19 protein-coding genes are annotated in these 15,509 nt (G+C 74.0%); 11 read left to right on the top strand and 8 right to left on the bottom strand.

Annotated features, from left to right (window positions below):
• Positions 1–40: 40 nt before the first annotated feature.
• Positions 41–1,030, bottom strand: a complete 990-nt coding sequence (locus QWZ14_RS30125) for an NAD(P)H-dependent flavin oxidoreductase (RefSeq protein ID WP_290320760.1) — start codon at positions 1,028–1,030, stop codon at positions 41–43.
• A gap of 199 nt (positions 1,031–1,229) precedes the next feature.
• Between QWZ14_RS30125 and QWZ14_RS30120 the strand changes: the two genes are divergently transcribed.
• Positions 1,230–2,408: a uroporphyrinogen decarboxylase/cobalamine-independent methonine synthase family protein gene (locus QWZ14_RS30120; protein WP_290320759.1), complete on the top strand. Its 1,179-nt coding sequence runs from the start codon at positions 1,230–1,232 to the stop codon at positions 2,406–2,408.
• 96 nt (positions 2,409–2,504) lie between these two features.
• On the opposite strand, the gene QWZ14_RS30115 is transcribed toward QWZ14_RS30120, so the two are convergent.
• Entirely contained in the window at positions 2,505–3,551 is a 1,047-nt protein-coding gene (locus QWZ14_RS30115; protein WP_290320758.1) for a tripartite tricarboxylate transporter substrate binding protein, read from the bottom strand.
• Positions 3,552–3,737: 186 nt separating this feature from the next.
• Between QWZ14_RS30115 and QWZ14_RS30110 the strand changes: the two genes are divergently transcribed.
• From QWZ14_RS30110 to QWZ14_RS30100, 3 genes are all read left to right on the top strand, one after another.
• Positions 3,738–4,388 (top strand): class I SAM-dependent methyltransferase, encoded by a 651-nt coding sequence (locus QWZ14_RS30110; protein ID WP_290320756.1) that lies wholly within the window; start codon positions 3,738–3,740, stop codon positions 4,386–4,388.
• Positions 4,378–5,124: a class I SAM-dependent methyltransferase gene (locus tag QWZ14_RS30105; protein ID WP_290320754.1), complete on the top strand. Its 747-nt coding sequence runs from the start codon at positions 4,378–4,380 to the stop codon at positions 5,122–5,124. Before QWZ14_RS30110 ends, QWZ14_RS30105 begins: the two co-directional genes overlap by 11 nt.
• 90 nt (positions 5,125–5,214) lie before the next feature.
• Entirely contained in the window at positions 5,215–5,700 is a 486-nt protein-coding gene (locus tag QWZ14_RS30100; RefSeq protein WP_290320753.1) for a hypothetical protein, read from the top strand.
• 18 nt (positions 5,701–5,718) lie between these two features.
• Here the strand turns inward: QWZ14_RS30100 and QWZ14_RS30095 are convergent, their stop codons facing one another.
• Together QWZ14_RS30095 and QWZ14_RS30090 are read right to left on the bottom strand one after the other, a co-directional pair.
• Positions 5,719–6,213 carry a DsrE family protein gene (locus QWZ14_RS30095; protein WP_290320752.1) on the bottom strand — a complete coding sequence of 165 codons (495 nt, stop codon included), beginning with the start codon at positions 6,211–6,213 and terminating at the stop codon, positions 5,719–5,721.
• Positions 6,214–6,253: 40 nt separating this feature from the next.
• Positions 6,254–6,571, bottom strand: coding sequence for a nickel-binding protein (locus QWZ14_RS30090; RefSeq protein ID WP_290320751.1), 318 nt, complete (start codon positions 6,569–6,571; stop codon positions 6,254–6,256).
• Between the two features lie 96 nt (positions 6,572–6,667).
• Between QWZ14_RS30090 and QWZ14_RS30085 the strand changes: the two genes are divergently transcribed.
• From QWZ14_RS30085 to QWZ14_RS30075, 3 genes are read left to right on the top strand one after another with little or no spacing between them, the layout of a single operon-like run.
• Positions 6,668–7,582 carry a LysR family transcriptional regulator gene (locus QWZ14_RS30085; RefSeq protein ID WP_290320750.1) on the top strand — a complete coding sequence of 305 codons (915 nt, stop codon included), beginning with the start codon at positions 6,668–6,670 and terminating at the stop codon, positions 7,580–7,582.
• A 49-nt stretch (positions 7,583–7,631) separates the two neighbouring features.
• On the top strand, positions 7,632–8,216 hold the full coding sequence (def, locus tag QWZ14_RS30080; protein ID WP_290320749.1) for a peptide deformylase: 585 nt from the start codon (positions 7,632–7,634) through the stop codon (positions 8,214–8,216).
• A 53-nt stretch (positions 8,217–8,269) separates the two neighbouring features.
• Positions 8,270–8,914 carry a TetR family transcriptional regulator gene (locus QWZ14_RS30075; protein ID WP_290320748.1) on the top strand — a complete coding sequence of 215 codons (645 nt, stop codon included), beginning with the start codon at positions 8,270–8,272 and terminating at the stop codon, positions 8,912–8,914.
• 21 nt (positions 8,915–8,935) lie between these two features.
• Here QWZ14_RS30075 and QWZ14_RS30070 read toward each other — a convergent pair whose 3' ends face one another.
• Positions 8,936–9,805 carry a shikimate dehydrogenase gene (locus QWZ14_RS30070; protein WP_290320747.1) on the bottom strand — a complete coding sequence of 290 codons (870 nt, stop codon included), beginning with the start codon at positions 9,803–9,805 and terminating at the stop codon, positions 8,936–8,938.
• 109 nt (positions 9,806–9,914) lie between these two features.
• On the opposite strand from QWZ14_RS30070, the gene QWZ14_RS30065 reads away from it, so the two are divergent.
• The 3 genes from QWZ14_RS30065 to QWZ14_RS30055 are packed head-to-tail and all read left to right on the top strand — an operon-like array spanning position 9,915 to position 13,439.
• Positions 9,915–10,895, top strand: coding sequence for a Bug family tripartite tricarboxylate transporter substrate binding protein (locus tag QWZ14_RS30065; RefSeq protein ID WP_290320746.1), 981 nt, complete (start codon positions 9,915–9,917; stop codon positions 10,893–10,895).
• A gap of 29 nt (positions 10,896–10,924) precedes the next feature.
• Entirely contained in the window at positions 10,925–11,542 is a 618-nt protein-coding gene (locus QWZ14_RS30060; protein WP_290320745.1) for a dioxygenase family protein, read from the top strand.
• 40 nt (positions 11,543–11,582) lie between these two features.
• On the top strand, positions 11,583–13,439 hold the full coding sequence (locus QWZ14_RS30055) for a bifunctional sugar phosphate isomerase/epimerase/4-hydroxyphenylpyruvate dioxygenase family protein (protein WP_290320744.1): 1,857 nt from the start codon (positions 11,583–11,585) through the stop codon (positions 13,437–13,439).
• Between the two features lie 20 nt (positions 13,440–13,459).
• Here the strand turns inward: QWZ14_RS30055 and QWZ14_RS30050 are convergent, their stop codons facing one another.
• Positions 13,460–13,921 carry an H-NS histone family protein gene (locus QWZ14_RS30050; protein WP_290320743.1) on the bottom strand — a complete coding sequence of 154 codons (462 nt, stop codon included), beginning with the start codon at positions 13,919–13,921 and terminating at the stop codon, positions 13,460–13,462.
• A gap of 770 nt (positions 13,922–14,691) precedes the next feature.
• On the opposite strand from QWZ14_RS30050, the gene QWZ14_RS30045 reads away from it, so the two are divergent.
• Positions 14,692–14,973 (top strand): hypothetical protein, encoded by a 282-nt coding sequence (locus QWZ14_RS30045; RefSeq protein ID WP_290320742.1) that lies wholly within the window; start codon positions 14,692–14,694, stop codon positions 14,971–14,973.
• 12 nt (positions 14,974–14,985) lie between these two features.
• Here QWZ14_RS30045 and QWZ14_RS30040 read toward each other — a convergent pair whose 3' ends face one another.
• Together QWZ14_RS30040 and QWZ14_RS30035 are read right to left on the bottom strand one after the other, a co-directional pair.
• Positions 14,986–15,225, bottom strand: coding sequence for a hypothetical protein (locus tag QWZ14_RS30040; RefSeq protein WP_290320741.1), 240 nt, complete (start codon positions 15,223–15,225; stop codon positions 14,986–14,988).
• Positions 15,226–15,313: 88 nt separating this feature from the next.
• On the bottom strand, positions 15,314–15,509 hold a 196-nt coding region (locus tag QWZ14_RS30035), incomplete at its 5' end, for a hypothetical protein (protein WP_290320740.1).

The following is a 15,509-nucleotide window of genomic DNA, read 5'->3' as shown; positions in this document are numbered from 1 at the left end:
GCCGCCACCCAGCGCATCATCGCCCAGGCGGGGCGGTGACTCACGGCCAGCGCCGCAGCACGGCCCGGGCCTCGTCCAGGATGTCGCGCAGGATCTCGCCGGCGGGCTGCAGGCGCGAGACCAGCCCCACGCCCTGGCCCGCCCAGAGCGACAGGGCGTCGATGTCGCCCTCGGCATCCGCCGCCGGGGTATAGGAGCGGTACCGCTGGATCCCGCCGCGGGCCGGCGATCGCGCGACCACCTCGCCCTCGCCCGGCCGCTGGCCGAATGGCGGCCGCCCTGCCGCCTCCCAGGCCTCGATCGTCTTGTTGCGGAGGACGCGGTGCGGCGCATCCGGCCAGCCGATGTCGAAGATGCCGGTATGGACGGTGTCGTCCTCCGACGCGCCGAACAGCAGCTCCCGGTAGCGGGCATGCACCGTGGCTTCCTCGCTGGCCAGGAAGCGCGTGCCGATCCAGGCCCCCGCCGCGCCGAGGCACAGCGCCGCGGCGAGCCCGCGCCCATCCGCGATGCCGCCGGCCGCCACCACCGGCGTGCCCGGGCCGACCGCATCCACGACGGCGGGCACGAGCGGCAGGGTCGCCACCGTGCCGCGCACGTGCCCGCCCGCCTCCCAGCCCTGGGCCACCACCACGTCGACCCCGCTGCGCACCGCCTGGCGCGCCTCCCCGGCCGTGGAGACGGTATGGATGACGGTGGTCGCGCCGCCGGCCCGCGCCTGCGCCGCGAAGGACGCCGGATCGCCCCAGAACGAGGAGACGATCCGGACCCCTTCCTCCAGGCAGGCCGCCAGCCGCTCCTCCTGGGGAAAGGCCAGCACCAGGTTGACCCCGAAGGGGCGGTCGGTCAGCGCGCGGATCTGGCGGATCTGCTGGCGCAGGGCCTCGGGCGGCGCGTTCCAGAGGGCGATCATGCCGAGGCCGCCGGCATTGCAGACGGCGGCCGTGAGGGCCGGCCCCACCGCCCCGCCCATCGGCGCCAGGACGATCGGAGCCTCGATGCCCAGGCGTTCGCACAGCGCTGTCCTCATGGCCTCCACTCCGCAGCCGGGCCCTCCGGCGCAGGCATCCTGGGCCGGACCGGCCGCGGCTTCCACATCTGCCGCGCCGGGACGAAAGCGCGGGGGCCGAAACCGCCGGGGCCTCCATCGCCTCCGCCGCCCGCGGCGCCGTATGATGCCGGCCGGGGGCCTGCCCGGACCGGGAAGGCGCCAAGGGGGAACCGCCACCATGCAGCATTCGGAACACCGCATCCTCACCACCCATACCGGCAGCCTGCCGCGGCCGCCCGGGCTGACCCAGCTCTATGCCCGGCGCGCCCGCGGCGAGGCGGTCGACGCCGCGGCCATCGACGCCGCCGGGCGGGAGGCGCTGCGGCACATCGTCCCGGCCCAGTGCGATGCCGGGCTCGACGTCATCAACAACGGCGAGCAGCAGCGCGACAGCTTCGCGCTCTATCTCCGCCACCGCCTCACCGGCATCGGCGGCGAGAGCAGCCGCACCCCCTTCGCCGACATCGACGCCTACCCGGAGTTCAAGGCCGAGTTCACCCGCCAGGCCGGCACCAAGGAGGCGGTCAGCAACACCGCCCTGCTGCCCGCCGCCATCGGCCCGGTCGCCTATGCCGACCGCGGCGCCATCGAGGCAGAGTGCGACGACTTCGCCGCCGCGCTGGCGCCCGCCGCCGGCCGCTACGCGGAGGCCTTCCTGACCGCGCCCTCGCCCGGGATCATCGCCTCCATCGTGCAGAACCGGCACTACGCGACCGAGGAGGCCTATCTCGCGGCGCTCGCCGAGGCGCTGGCGGTCGAGTACCGCGCCGTCGTCGCCCGCGGCTGGGTGCTGCAGCTCGACTGCCCCGACCTGGCGCTGGAGCGGCACTGCTCCTACCGCGACCGCCCGCTGGCGGATTTCCTCGGCTTCGTCGAGCGGGTGGTGACCGCCATCAACCGGGCCCTGGCCGGCATCCCGCGCGACCGGGTCCGGCTGCACGTCTGCTGGGGCAACTACGAGGCGCCGCACGACCAGGACGTGCCGCTCGAGGAGATCCTGCCCATCCTGCTGCGGGCCGAGGTCGGCGGCCTGGTGCTGCCCTTCGCCAACCCGCGGCACGCGCACGAGATCCGCTGCCTGACCCGGATGCCGCTGGCCGACGACCAGCTGATGGTCGCCGGCGTGATCGATACCCTGACCAATTTCGTCGAGCATCCGGAGGTGGTCGCCGACCGCATCCTGCAGGTCGCGCGCGCGGTCGGCGATCCCCGCCGGGTCCTGGCCGGCACCGATTGCGGCTTCGACACTTCGGCCGGCCGCGGCCGCGTCGCCTCCGACGTGGTCTGGGCGAAGCTCCGCAGCCTGGCCGAAGGCGCGCGGCTCGCCTCGGCGCAGCTCTTTCCCGCGGCCGGCTGAGGGCGCCGCGCATGTGCTGGATCTGCGAGGTCAGGCGGGACTACGCCGCCCTGGCGGCGACGCCGGAGGAGGCACCGCCGCCGCCCGCCGCGCCGGTCAGCCCTTCGCCAGGCCCACGTCCCGCAGCGCCTGGCCCATCGCCGCGTCCGAGCGGTCCATGAAGGCGGCGAAGCCGGCGGCATCGGCGAAGCTGGTGCCGAAGCCGCGGGTCGCCATGAAGGCCCGGAACTCCTCGGAGCGATGGACCCGGTCGAGCGCGGCGCCCAGGACCTGCCGGATCTCCGCCGGCAGGCCGGGAGGGCCGGCGATGCCGCGCCAGAGCCCGGCCGCGTAGTCCATGCCGAGCGCCTCCTTTAGGGTCGGCACGCCGGGGAAGGCGGCATTGCGCTCGGCGGCCATGACCGCCAGCGGGCGGGCGCGCCGGGCATCGATCATGCCCTTGCCCTCCGGCAGGGAGCAGACGGTGAGGTCGACGCCCCCGGCCGCCAGCTCCTGCATGCCGAGCGCGGCGCCCTCGACCGGCACCCAGAGCACGTGGTCGGCGCCGAGGCCCATGGCGCGCAGCCAGCCGACGAAGGCCAGGTGCCAGCTGCCGCCGCGGCCGGAGCCGGTGCCCTTGAACCGCCGCGGCGGCGCCGCCCGCAGCGCCTCGGCGAGCGCGCGGATGTCGGCATGGGGCGAGGCCGCGTTGACCAGCACGGCCGCCGGGTCCTGGTTCAGCAGCGCGATCGGGGCGTAGCTGCGCGGGGTGAGCTCGGTCAGCCCGACCCAGTGCATCATGGCGATCTCGAGCGTCAGCATGCCGATGGCATGGCCGTCGGGCGCGGCATGGGCGATGGCGGCATGGCCCACGACGCCGGAGCCGCCGGTGCGGTTCACCACGACGATGGGCTGGCCGAGGTCGCGCTCGAGCAGCGAGGCGATCATGCGGGCGACGGCATCGGTGCCGCCGCCGGCCGCCCAGGGCACCACCAGCTGGATGGGGCGGGAGGGGTATCGCCCCTGGGCCGCCGCCGGCCCGGCGCGCAGCGCCACGGCCAGCGCGGGCGCCGCCAGCAGGCGGCGGCGGGGGAGCCCGCCCCGGCCGGGCGCCTCTCCCGCGGCAGGCAGGGACCCCGGCGGACGGCCCTGGCGTGTCGGCATTCCCGTATCCTCCCTCGCTGCCGTGGCGGTGCGGCGTTGCCGGAAGTCAGCGCCGCATCGGGGATGCTGTCAAAGCCTAAGCCGCCGCCAATGGGCCTGCCGGTGGGCCTGCCGCGCCGCGGCGCGTTGGCAACCCGCCGGGCCGCCCCACTTGTGGGGACCGCCCTTCAACAGGATCCCGTCACCATGACCGAGGACGGACTGCCGGACCTGCCACCGCGCGCCTTCGCCAAGGCCGACCCGTCGCCGGACGCGGCGTTCTATGCCGAGCCCCGCTTCGTCACGCATATCGACGACGGCGCCATCGCGGCCGTGACCGGGCTCTACCGCGCGCTCTTCCCCGCCGGGGGCACCGTGCTCGACCTGATGTCGAGCTGGGTCAGCCATCTGCCGGAGGAGGTCGCCTATGGCACGGTCATCGGCCACGGCATGAACGCGGCGGAGCTGGCCGCCAACCCGCGGCTCGACCGCTGGTTCGTCCAGGACCTGAACCAGGAACCCGGGCTACCGCTCGCCGATGCCAGCGTGGACGCGGCCGGCCTCTGCGTCTCGGTCCAGTACCTCCAGCGGCCGGTCGAGGTCCTGCGCGAGGTCGCGCGGGTGCTGCGGCCGGGCGGCACGGTGGCGATCACCTTCTCCAACCGCTGCTTTCCCACCAAGGCCGTGGCGATCTGGCAGGGTCTCGGCGGGCCGGACCAGTGCGCGCTGGTGTCGCACTACCTGCGGCGCGCCGGCTTCGCCGCGGTGGAGGCGCGGGAGCTGGCCTCGCCGCAGCGATGGGGCGGCGACCCGCTCTGGGCGGTGACCGGACGCCGGGAGGAACGCCATGAGGGCTAGCCGCGGCGGAGGCCTCCCGGCCGTGGCGCTGCTGGCCGGGCTGGCCGGCGCGGCGGCGGCGCTGGCCGCCGAGGCCAGGGGACCGGCCCAGGGCCCGCCCGGCCTGGCCGCGGAGCGCTTCCCCAGGCCGCAGCGCCCGGTGGCCGGCATCGTATCCGACCGGTGGTCCAGCGAGGACAGCCGCGAGCACGCCGGCGAGGCCGCCCGGGTCCTCGACCTGCTCGGCATCCGTCCCGGCATGGCGGTGGCCGACATCGGCGCCGGCGCCGGCTACTACGTCGGGCACCTGTCGCAGCGCGTCGGCCCCGAGGGCCGGGTCGTCGCGCAGGACCTGGACCGGGGCACCCTCGACCGGCTCGGGCAGCGGGTCGCGCGCGAGCGGCTGGGCAACGTGGCCCTGGTCCTCGGCGCGCCGCACGACCCGCGCCTGGCGCCGCGCTCGGTCGACCTCGCCCTGCTGGTCCACATGTACCACGAGATCGAGCAGCCCTACGGCCTGCTCGCCAACCTCGCCCCGGCGCTGCGGCCCGGCGGGCGGGTGGCGATCCTGGACGTGGACGGCCCGGTCCTGGCGCATGGCACGCCCCGCGCCCTGCTGTCCTGCGAGCTCGCGGCGGTCGGCTACCGGGAGGTGGCGTGGCACTGGATCGAGGCGCGGTCGATCTACCTCGCGGTCTTCGAGGCCCCGGCGGAGCCCCCCGGGCCGGCCGGGATCACCCCCTGCGGCGCACGCTAGGGCCGCAGCCGGGAGGATTGTGCCTTTTCGGCAACGGTGCGGCCACTCCTGCGCGGGGAGCCCGCGGGCCGTGCTATACCTGCGGATGTGATGAGCATCGCCGGCGCCCTGTTGGTCATCCCCGGCCTCGCACTCTGCGGGGCGGCCGGCGTCGGCCTCCTCGCCCTCGGCCGCCGGCGGCAGCGGACGCGGACCACGGCCTTCGCGCAGGAGGCCTTCGTCATCCCCGCGAACGAGAACCTGCACGGCGCCAGCGACGTGCCGACCATCGAGGCCGCCGAGCACCAGCTCGGCCTGGTCTGCCGGCGGATGCGGGCCTACCTGCAGGATCCCTACGACTTCGAGCGGTCGCGCATCAGGGACGACGCCGGCTTCGAGCAGAGCCTCGACCTCGCGGCGTCGCTCAGCATCCGCATCGGCGACCTGGGCGGCGAGGCCGTGGCGGCCGGCGAGACGGCCCGCGAGCAGGTCCGGCAGCAGATCCTCGAGGGCCTGGTCAACCGGGTGAACCTGCGGCGGGCCTCGCGGCCCCCGCCGGACGCGCCGCCCGGGCTCGGGGATGCGCTGCGGGCCTAGCCCGGCGGACGCACCGCCCTAGTAGCTCAGCACCACGTCCGCGGCGGCGGCGAGGCGCACCAGCACCTCCGGCATGGCGAATTCCGCGGGCCGGCCCGCCAGGAGCTCGTCGCCGAGGCCGCGGGCCCTGGCCGACAGGCCCGAGAGGTAGAACCGCCCGCCGCCGGCGATGATCGCCTCGACATGCGCGCCGAGGCGGCCGGTGCCGACCCCCTCGACCGAGGCCAGCGCCTCGGGCGTCAGCAGCGCCACGCCGTCGCCGGCCAGGAACAGGTCCACCTTGTGCCCGTCCCGCAGCGCGGTGGCCGCCACCAGCAGGGCGAGCGCGGCCCGGGTCGGATCGGCCGGGCCGGTATGCACGTGCACCAGGAACTGCGACCTGGTCCTGCCGCCGCCCTCGGCTGCCGCCTGCGGCCGTGCCGCCCCCGGCGGCGCCTGCGCCGCGACCGGCGGCGCGAGCAGGAGGCCGGCCGCGACGACGGCGGCGGCGTGGCCGGTGCACCGGAATGCCATGCGATCCTCCCTGGGGTCGATGTCCTGGACGGTTCGGGGCTCAGGCCGGCGGCGCGGATCCGGCCTGGCTTGGGGCCGGGGCCGGGGCCGGGGCTGGGGCCGGCAGGTCGAGCGCCTCGGACACGGCCAGGTAGGGCAGGCCGGCCCGGTCGTTCACCTGCCGCACGGCCTGCGCGTCCGCAGCCTCGAAGAGGCACAGGCAGCGGTTGTCGCCGGGCAGGAAGACGGAGCGGAGGTAGCGCACCGGCATCCCCTCCGCGCTGCACTGCGCGGCGGCGCCGATGGCGGCCGCCTGCGCCCCCGCCAGGGCCCCGATCGTGATGCCCGGCAGGCTCCGTTCCACCGCATAGACCGTCATGGCGAGACCTCCTCCTCCCTCGATGGCCCGAGCCTTGCCGAGGCGGGCCCGCGGTGGAAACAGCTTCTGCCTATGCGCCCATAACCAATCTGTTGATTGACGCTGCCGCTGGCGCTTCGCACCGTCGGCGCCATGGAGATGCATCAGGTCCGCTACTTCATCGCCGCGGCCCGCCGGCTGAGCTTCACCCGGGCGGCGGAGCAGTGCCACGTCTCCCAGCCGGCGCTGACCGCGGCGCTGAAGAAGCTCGAGGCCGACCTGGGCGGCCCGCTGTTCCACCGCGAACGCAACGGCCTGCGGCTGACCGAGCTCGGGCGGCGGATGGAGCCCCTCCTGGCCGAGGTGCAGGAGCGGGCCGAGGCGGCGCGGAGCGCGGCCGAGACCCTGCGGCTGCTGAAGCGGACGCCGGTGCGCCTCGGCGTCATGCCGACGCTCGGCCCGGTGCGGCTCGCCCGCTTCCTCGCCTCCTTCGAGCGCAGCCATGCCGAGGCCGAGGTGGCGATCCGCGAAGGCCGCCCCGCCGAACTCGCCGCCTGGCTGGACGCGGAGGCGCTGGACGCCGCGATCCTCAACCCGCTCGACGTGCCCGCCGAGGGCTGCCGGCTCGAGCCGCTCTACGTCGAACGCTACGTGGTGCTGCTGCCGCCCGGCCATCCGCTGCGGGAACGCACCGCCCTGTCGCTGCGCGACCTGTCGCTCCAGCCCTACGTGGACCGGCTGGCCTGCGAGATGCGGGAGCGCGTCATCGCCGCCTGCGGCACGATGGGCGTCGAGCTCTATGCGCGCTACCGCTCGGAGCGCGAGGACTGGGTGCAGGCGATGGTCGCCGCCGACCTCGGCTTCGCCTTCATGCCCGAGCACGCGATCACCCATCCCGGCACCATCCAGCGCGCCCTGTCGGATCCGACCGTCGAGCGGACCATCGCGCTGGCGACCGTGCCGGGGCGGCCGCAGGCCCCGGCGGTCCGCGCCTTCGTCCGGGCGGCCTGCAGCCACCGCTGGCTGGCCTGACCCCGAGGTCCCGGCTGGCCCGGCGCCGGCGGGGCCCTATACTCGGGCCATGACCGTCCTGAAGATTGCCCGCATGGGCCACCCCGTCCTGCTCGAGCGGTGCCGGCCCGTCGCCGATCCCGGCGCCCCCGAGATCCGCCGGCTGGTGCGCGACATGTTCGACACCATGGAGGACGCCCCCGGGGCGGGCCTCGCCGCGCCGCAGGTCCATGTCCCGCTGCGGCTCTTCGTCTTCCGGGTGCAGCCCCACCGCGCCACGGACGCGCCGGGCGATGCCGTCGTCGGCAACACGGTGGTGATCAACCCCGTGGTCGAGCCGCTGGGGGAGGAGATGCAGCTCCGCTGGGAGGGCTGCCTCTCGATCCCCGGCCTGCGCGCCGCGGTGCCGCGCCACCTGCGGGTGCGCTACTCCGGGGTGGACTGCGAGGGGCGCCCGGTCGCCGCCGAGGTGGCCGGCTTCCACGCCGGCGTCGTCCAGCACGAGAACGACCACCTGGACGGCATCCTCTACCCGATGCGCATGACCGACTTCGGCCGGATGGGCTTCACCGAGGAGATCGCCCGGGCGGAGGAGCTGGCGCTGCGGCTGGACGGGATCCGGACGGACTGGGCCGGCGCCGCCGGCCACGGGTGAGCCGCGGCCGGCTGCCGTGCTAGTCCATGGACTAACCAGAAGGTTCATCGACCATGGCAGACGCCGCCCTGGCGCCGCGCTCGCGGCAGCGGGACCCCGACCAGACCCGCCGCGGCATCCTGGACGCCGCCCTCTCGGAATTCGCCGAGAAGGGCCTGTCCGGCGCCCGGGTCGACGAGATCGCCGCCCGCACCGCCACCACCAAGCGGATGATCTACTACTACTTCGGCAGCAAGGAGGGCCTCTACGCCGCGGTGCTGGAGGAGATGTACGGGGGCATCCGGCAGGCCGAGCAGACCCTGGAGCTGGAGAGCCTCGACCCCGTCGCCGCCATGCGCCGGCTGATCGAGACGACCTTCGACTACCATGCGGCGCACCCGGAATTCGTCCGCATGGTGGCGGTCGAGAACATCCACAACGCGCGGCACCTGCAGCACACCCCGTCGGTCGCCGACCGCAACAGCACGGTGATCCGCATGCTGCGCGGGCTGCTGGATCGCGGCGCGCGGGACGGGGCGTTCCGGGCCGGGGTCGACGCCATCGACCTGCACCTGCTGATCAGCAGCTTCTGCTTCTACCGCGTCTCCAACCGCCACACCCTGCAGCAGATCTTCGGCCGCGACCTCGGCGACCCGGGGCAGGTCGCGGCGCACCGGCGGATGATCGTGGAGGCGGTGCTGGCCTGGCTCCGGCCCTGAGGCCCGGCCGCCTGCCGCCGGCTACAGGCCGTTGAAATGCGCCAGCATGCGGTCGGCGTCCGGCCGCAGCCCGGCGAAGAGCGCGAAGGCGTGCGCCGCCTGGAACACCGCCATGCCGCCGCCATGGGCGGTGCGGCAGCCCCTGGCCGCGGCGAGGCGCAGCAGCGCGGTCTCCAGCGGGAAGTAGACGATCTCGCTGACCCAGTGCGACGGCCGCAGCAGCGACGCCTCGAGCGGCAGGCCCGGATGCGCCGCGGTGCCGGTCGGCGTCGCATGGATCAGGCCATCGGCCTCCGCCATCGCCGCCGCCAGGTCGGTCCCGGCCACCGCGCGTCCGGGGCCGTGCCGCGCGCAGAGCGCCGCCGCCACGCCCGCCGCCCGCGCCTGGTCCCGGTCGAAGACGGCGAGGGTGCCGACGCCGAGCCGCAGCGCCGCCTCCGCCACCGCCGTCCCGGCGCCCCCGGCCCCGAGCTGCACCGCGCGGCGCAGCGCCACGCCGGGGAGCTGGCGCCGGAACCCCTCGGCGAAGCCGGAGCAATCCGTGTTGTGGCCGATCCGGCGCCCGTCCCGCAGCACCACGGTGTTCACCGCGCCCAGGGCCTCGGCCTCCGGGGAGAGGTCGGTCAGCAGCGGCACCACCGCCTGCTTGCAGGGATGCGTGATGTTGAGGCCGTCGAAGCCCATGCGCTCGGCGGCGGTCAGCAGCTCCGGGAGCGCCTCGGCCCCCAGGCCGAGCGTGGCCAGGTCGATCATCCGGTAGACGCAGCCAAGGCCCTGCGCGGCCGCCTCCCGCATGTGCATCGCCGGGGTGCGGGAGAGCTGGATGCCGCTGCCGATCAGCCCCAGCAGCAGGGGGCGGCGGGCTGGGGGGGAGGGGATCTCGACGGTCATGGCCTCGGCTCCGAATCCGCTTGCGGCGCTTATGTACTATCTGGTACGTACAGGTCAATGCCGGCCAGAAGGCCGGTGGCCCAAGAAAAGACGAGGAGAGGACAAGGACATGACCTGCTTCACCCGCCGCCACCTCGGGCTGGCGGCCGCCTTCGGCCTGGCTGGCCGCCCCGCCCGCGCGCAGGGCGACTACCCCGGCAGCCGGCCGGTCACCCTCGTCGTCGCCTGGGCCCCCGGCGGCTCGACCGATTTCGTCGCCCGCGTCCTTGCCCAGGGCATGTCGGCCGCGCTCGGCGGCAGCGTCGTGGTGGACAACCGCCCGGGCGCCAGCGGCACCATCGGCCATGCCTCCGTCGCCCGCGCCCGGCCGGACGGCTATACCCTGCTGCTCGGCGTCAACTCGACCTACGCCATGGCCCGCCATCTCTTCCCGCAGCGCGGCTACGACGACGAGGCCTCCTTCGCCGGCATCGGCCGCGTCGCCACCACGCCGATCTTCCTCTGCGCCAGCAACCGGCTGAACGTGACCGACATCAAGGGCCTCGTGGCCCGGGCGAAGCAGGAGGCCGGCACGCTCTCCTACGCCTCCTCCGGCGCCGGCTCCTCCGCGCATCTGGCGACCGAGCTCTTCCTGCGCTCGGCCGGGATCGCGGTGCAGAACGTCACCTACCGCGGCGGCGCCCCGGCCGTGCAGGCGCTGATCGCCGGGGAGGTGGAGATGGCCTTCGTCGATGCCGTGACCGCGTTGCCGCTGATCGCGGCCAGGCAGGTCACAGCGATCGGGGTGTCCTCGCCGCAGCGCAACCCGCTGGCGCCCGAGGTCCCGACCATCGCCGAGAGCGGCTACCCCGGCTACGAATGCTCCTCCGATTTCGTGCTGCTGGCCCCGGCCGGCACCCCGGCGGCGGTCATCCAGACGCTCGCGGCCGCCAAGGCCACGGCGCTGCAGCAGCCGGAGGCGGTGGAGAAGCTGCGCAACGGCTCCATCTTCCCGGACCCCGGCACGCCCGAGGCCTGGCAGCGGCAGCTCGCGGCCGAGAGCGCCAAGTGGGGCGAGGTTATCAGGTCCCGCGGCATCACCCTGGACTAGCCCCCGCCGCCCGCAGGAGGAGACAGGCCATGTCGGATCCCGTGCCCTTCCGGCCCTTCGCGGCCGGCACCCGGCTGCGGCACCCGCTGCGGGTGCCGCGCCCGCTGCCGACGACGGTGACCGAGGCGACGGGGCCGCGCTTCGCCCCGCAGCTTTTCCCCGGGATCGGCGACCTGACCCGGATGGCCGCCGGCGCGCCGCTCGGCGAGCGCATCATCGTCACCGGCCGGGTGACCGGCGGGGCCGGCGAGGCCGTGGCGGATGCCGCGGTCGAGATCTGGCAGGCCAGCCCCGCGGCGGACGCGCGCTTCCCCGGCTACGGCCGCAGCGCGACCGACGGCGAGGGCCGCTTCCGCTTCGTCACCCTCAGGCCCGGGCCGGTGCCGGGCCACGGCGACCGGACCCAGGCGCCGCGCCTCGCCGTCGTGCTGCTGGCCCGCGGCCTGATGACGGCGCTGCACACGCGGCTCTGCTTCGAGGGCGAGGCGCTCAATCGCACCGACCCGCTGCTCGCCTCCATCGCCGATCCGGCGGAGCGGGCCACCCTGATCGCGCAGCCGGCCGGCGCCGGCGCCGGGGCCTGGAGCCTGGAGCCTGGACATCCCCGGCTGCAGGGCCCGGGCGAGACGGTCTTCCTGGCGGTCTGAGCCGCGGTCATTCTGTCCTGAAAGCCCGGGAGGCCAGCCGATGACGCTGCCGAAGTCGATCGCCACGGTCTGCCTCAGCGGCTCCCTGCCGGACAAGCTGGAGGCCGCCGCCCTGGCCGGCTTCCAGGGCGTCGAGATCTTCGAGAACGACCTGCTGACCTTCGACGGCTCGCCGGCCGAGGTCGGCCGCCTGTGCGCCGACCTCGGCCTTGCGGTCACCATCTACCAGCCGTTCCGCGACTTCGAGGCGATGCCGGAGCCGCAGCGCCGCCGCAACCTCGACCGGGCCGAGCGCAAATTCGACACCATGCAGGCGCTCGGCACCGGGCTGATCCTGGTCTGCAGCAACACCCAGCCCGCCACCCTGCCGGAGCCGGAGCGCGCCGCCGCCGACCTGCATGCGATGGCCGAGCGGGCGGCGGCGCGGTCGCTGCGCGTCGGCTTCGAGGCCCTGGCCTGGGGCCGGCGGACCAGCCTCTGGCGCGAGGCCTGGGAGATCGTGCGGCTGGCCGGCCATCCCGCGCTCGGCCTCATCCTCGACAGCTTCCACACCCTGGCGCGGGGCGACGACCTCGCCGGGCTCGAGGCCGTCCCGGCGGAGAAGCTGTTCTTCCTCCAGCTCGCCGACGCCCCCAGGCTGTCGATGGACGTGCTGTCCTGGAGCCGGCATTTCCGGGTGTTTCCCGGCCAGGGCGAGCTTCCAGTCGGCGCCTTCCTGCGCGACGTCCTGCGGGCCGGCTACCGCGGCCCGATCTCGCTGGAGGTCTTCAACGACGAGTTCCGCGCGGCGCCGGTCCGCCGCATCGCCCGCGACGCGCTGCGCAGCCTGATCCTGCTGGACGACGAGGTCCGCGACGCCGCGCCCGCCGCGGCCGTCCCGGCCGCGGCGCTGCCGCCCGCGGCGCGGCTCGCCGGCATCGAATTCCTCGAATTCGCCGTCGACCACGCGTCGCGCCAGGCGCTCGGCGGCATGCTCGGGACCCTCGGCTTCCACCATGCCGGACTGCACCGCTCCAAGGCGGTCGAGCTGCATCGCCAGGGCGGCGTGAACCTGGTGCTGAACGCCGAAGCCGACAGCGCGGCATCCGAGCGCTTCGAGATGTTCGGCCCGACCGTCTGCGCCATGGCGCTGCGGGTGGACGACCCGGCCCGTGCGCTGGCCCGCGCCCAGGCCCTGCTCAGCCCGGCCTGGCAGGAGCGGATCGGCGAGGGGGAGCACCGCATCCCGGCCATCCGCGCCCCCGACGGGACGCTGGTCTACCTGGTCCGCACCGGGAGCGACATCTGGTCGGACGACTTCGCCCTGGGCGCGGCGCCGGCCCCGGCGGTGCCGCCGTTCAGCGGCATCGACCACGTGGTGCAGGCCCTGGCACCCGGCCATCTCGACGGCTTCGTCCTGTTCTGGCGCGCGGTCTTCGGCCTCGGCGCCGATCCGATCTGGGAGCTGCCCGACCCGTTCGGCATCGTCCGCAGCCGCACGCTCTCCGCCGCCGACCGCAGCCTGCGCCTGCCGTTCAATGTCTCGGAAAGCCGGCAGACCACCACCGGGCGCTTCGTCTCGGCCTATGCCGGGGCCGGGGAGCACCACATCGCCTTCGCCACGCCGGATGTCGCCGCGGCGGCCAGGCCGGCGGCGCCGATGCTCGACATCCCCGAGAACTACTACGACGACCTGGCGGCACGCTTCGACCTCGGCGAGGCCGAGCTATCGGCCCTGCGGCGGCGGCGCCTGCTCTACGACCGGGATGCCGAGGGCAGCTTCGTCCATGCCTATACCCATGCCTTCCAGGACCGCTTCTTCTTCGAACTGGTCGAACGCCGAGGGGGGTACGACCAGTACGGGGCGCCGAATGCCGCGGTGCGGATGGCGGCGCAGACGCGGCAGCGGCGGCGGTAGGGCGGCGCCGGAAGCGAGCTTTAATCCTGCCGGTCGATCAGGAACTCGTCGCGGCTCCTGCCTTCGGCTTCCTCGGCCTGCAGCCATTTCGGCATGCGGCCACGCCCGGACCATTCGTCGCCGGTGGGGCTGCGGTACTTGGCGAGCACCGGCGGGCGTTCCCCCTTCGGTTCGCCGGCCAGCTTGCGGCCGCGCTTGGCCGGGGCGGCGCCGCCGAACAGCGAGCCGAGATTGAGGCCGAGCTGCTCGCCTTCCGCCTTCATCCGGTTCAGGAAGTCCTGCTTGGCGCTGTCGAGCTTGGCATCCCGCAGCGCCTGGGCCCGCTTCAGCACCTGGCCCAGTTCCGGGACGGTCAGGGCGTCCAGCGCCTGCAGGAACTCGGGCTCTGCCGCATCGCCGGCCTGCGGATCGCGCGCCGGGCCATCCTGATCGGCTCCCTCCGGCGGGGTGGAGGGATGGCGGCTGCTGGTACGGGCGGTCATCGGGAAAACTCCTCGGATTTATCCGGGACATTATCCTACGAAATGCCGAAGATTGGAAAGTCTGGCGGCGAAACCATGCGGCGCATTCGGATTAATATATCCTGGCCAATCCGCCTGCTGAATGGCGGCTTTGCGGTTTAGGCTTTTCCCGCCGGAGAAAAGGCCGGCGGCATCGCATGGATTTAATCCCTGCCGGGCTTATGGCGCGGCCTCCGCCTGCGCGCGCCTTTTATGCGATTGCCGGACCGGGAAGGCCCGCCACGGGCGCATCCCCGTCCGATCCGGCACGGCTGCGCCATGGCCGGCCTTGCGACTCGATGGAGGCTTGGCCTCGCGGCCGTTCAGGGCGTGCCGGTGACGCCCAGCCAGATGGCGCGGGCGCTCCAGTAGATCAGCGCCCAGAGGGGCACGGACAAAGTGCAGCCGATGGCAATCCCTCTCCAAAGCCGCATGCGCCCGAGCCCTACCGATAGGCCACACTTCGGCCTCATTTAGATAAATGCAATGTTAATGCCGGCGATGTTCCCGGACCTCTGCGCCAGCCCCGCACACCCGCTGCGCTGCCGCCTCGCCAAGGACCGTGGGGACAAGCGACAGTCGTCGAGGATCCGGAACGGCAGGAATGGCTCGGCCGGGAGTGCAGGACCAGGACCGGTAACAGACTCGGCAAATGCCGGAAATATCGCCGGGAGCCCTTGTCTTCGGATCGCGGTTGCGATGGTCTTGTCCCAGCGATCGAAGCCTGTCCAAGAAGAGAGAATGCTTCCGGAATGACCATGCTGCAAAGCGACCCGCCCCCGGGCGGTGCCCCGACGCGCGAATTCATCGTCAGGGCGGAACGGGTCGGGCGCCTGCCGAAGCCCTGGATCTGGGCGATCTATGAGGGCAACCGCCCGGACGCCCTGCATCGCTCGAGCCGCTGCTACCGGTCGGCCGAGGATGCCTGGACCGTCGGCAACAAGATGCTGGTGATGCTGGGCCGGCACGGCTGGCGGAAGGCCCAGGGCCCGACGCCGGAGGAGCAGAAGGTCTGCGACGCGGCCATGGCCTGACCGCAGGCGGCGCTACGGGCCGCGTCCGGCCGGGATCAGCTCGACGGTGACCAGGTCGCGTTCCAGCCAGGGGGACCGGCCGCCAGCGGTCTGGGCATTCGGGCTCATGGCCATGGTGTAGCGGCCGGCGGCGCAGCGGCGGGCCTCCTCGGTCGAGCCGGCGGCGACTTCCACCGGGCCGATGTGCCAGCTCAGGGCCCAGGCCGGATCGGCCAGGCTTTCGCGCACGGGCGTTACCAGGAAAACAGACACGCTTACTTCCTCGATGCACGGGGCGATGTGGTGCGGCCAGGCGTCGGGGGACGCCGGCCTGCCCTGGCGATACGAGGCGCCCCCGGCATCAGATGCGGCACGATTCCGCCGATGCCGCGATTTTCCGTAACGATCCTGTCAGGTCCGCGGCATGCCTCGGGACCGCGGCGACGCCGGATGATCCGATCGCGCGGTCGGCAGAGCCTCCTGGGCCACCCCAAAGAATGTTATTATTGAGACAAAACTCTTGTTTGACGAATTTGCATGCCGTGTTATCAACCTTA

It is taken from the genome of Paeniroseomonas aquatica (genome assembly GCF_030409335.1).
Taxonomy (GTDB): domain Bacteria; phylum Pseudomonadota; class Alphaproteobacteria; order Acetobacterales; family Acetobacteraceae; genus Belnapia; species Belnapia aquatica.
This window is presented reverse-complemented; position numbering and strand designations above follow the sequence as displayed.

Bases quoted from the DNA above. Each gene is read 5' to 3' on its own strand.
- QWZ14_RS30125 (WP_290320760.1), bottom strand. From the start codon at position 1,030: ATGAGGACAGCGCTGTGCGAACGCCTGGGCATCGAGGCTCCGATCGTC.
- QWZ14_RS30120 (WP_290320759.1), top strand. From the start codon at position 1,230: ATGCAGCATTCGGAACACCGCATCCTCACCACCCATACCGGCAGCCTG.
- QWZ14_RS30115 (WP_290320758.1), bottom strand. From the start codon at position 3,551: ATGCCGACACGCCAGGGCCGTCCGCCGGGGTCCCTGCCTGCCGCGGGA.
- QWZ14_RS30110 (WP_290320756.1), top strand. From the start codon at position 3,738: ATGACCGAGGACGGACTGCCGGACCTGCCACCGCGCGCCTTCGCCAAG.
- QWZ14_RS30105 (WP_290320754.1), top strand. From the start codon at position 4,378: ATGAGGGCTAGCCGCGGCGGAGGCCTCCCGGCCGTGGCGCTGCTGGCC.
- QWZ14_RS30100 (WP_290320753.1), top strand. From the start codon at position 5,215: ATGAGCATCGCCGGCGCCCTGTTGGTCATCCCCGGCCTCGCACTCTGC.
- QWZ14_RS30095 (WP_290320752.1), bottom strand. From the start codon at position 6,213: ATGGCATTCCGGTGCACCGGCCACGCCGCCGCCGTCGTCGCGGCCGGC.
- QWZ14_RS30090 (WP_290320751.1), bottom strand. From the start codon at position 6,571: ATGACGGTCTATGCGGTGGAACGGAGCCTGCCGGGCATCACGATCGGG.
- def (WP_290320749.1), top strand. From the start codon at position 7,632: ATGACCGTCCTGAAGATTGCCCGCATGGGCCACCCCGTCCTGCTCGAG.
- QWZ14_RS30075 (WP_290320748.1), top strand. From the start codon at position 8,270: ATGGCAGACGCCGCCCTGGCGCCGCGCTCGCGGCAGCGGGACCCCGAC.
- QWZ14_RS30070 (WP_290320747.1), bottom strand. From the start codon at position 9,805: ATGACCGTCGAGATCCCCTCCCCCCCAGCCCGCCGCCCCCTGCTGCTG.
- QWZ14_RS30065 (WP_290320746.1), top strand. From the start codon at position 9,915: ATGACCTGCTTCACCCGCCGCCACCTCGGGCTGGCGGCCGCCTTCGGC.
- QWZ14_RS30060 (WP_290320745.1), top strand. From the start codon at position 10,925: ATGTCGGATCCCGTGCCCTTCCGGCCCTTCGCGGCCGGCACCCGGCTG.
- QWZ14_RS30055 (WP_290320744.1), top strand. From the start codon at position 11,583: ATGACGCTGCCGAAGTCGATCGCCACGGTCTGCCTCAGCGGCTCCCTG.
- QWZ14_RS30050 (WP_290320743.1), bottom strand. From the start codon at position 13,921: ATGACCGCCCGTACCAGCAGCCGCCATCCCTCCACCCCGCCGGAGGGA.
- QWZ14_RS30045 (WP_290320742.1), top strand. From the start codon at position 14,692: ATGACCATGCTGCAAAGCGACCCGCCCCCGGGCGGTGCCCCGACGCGC.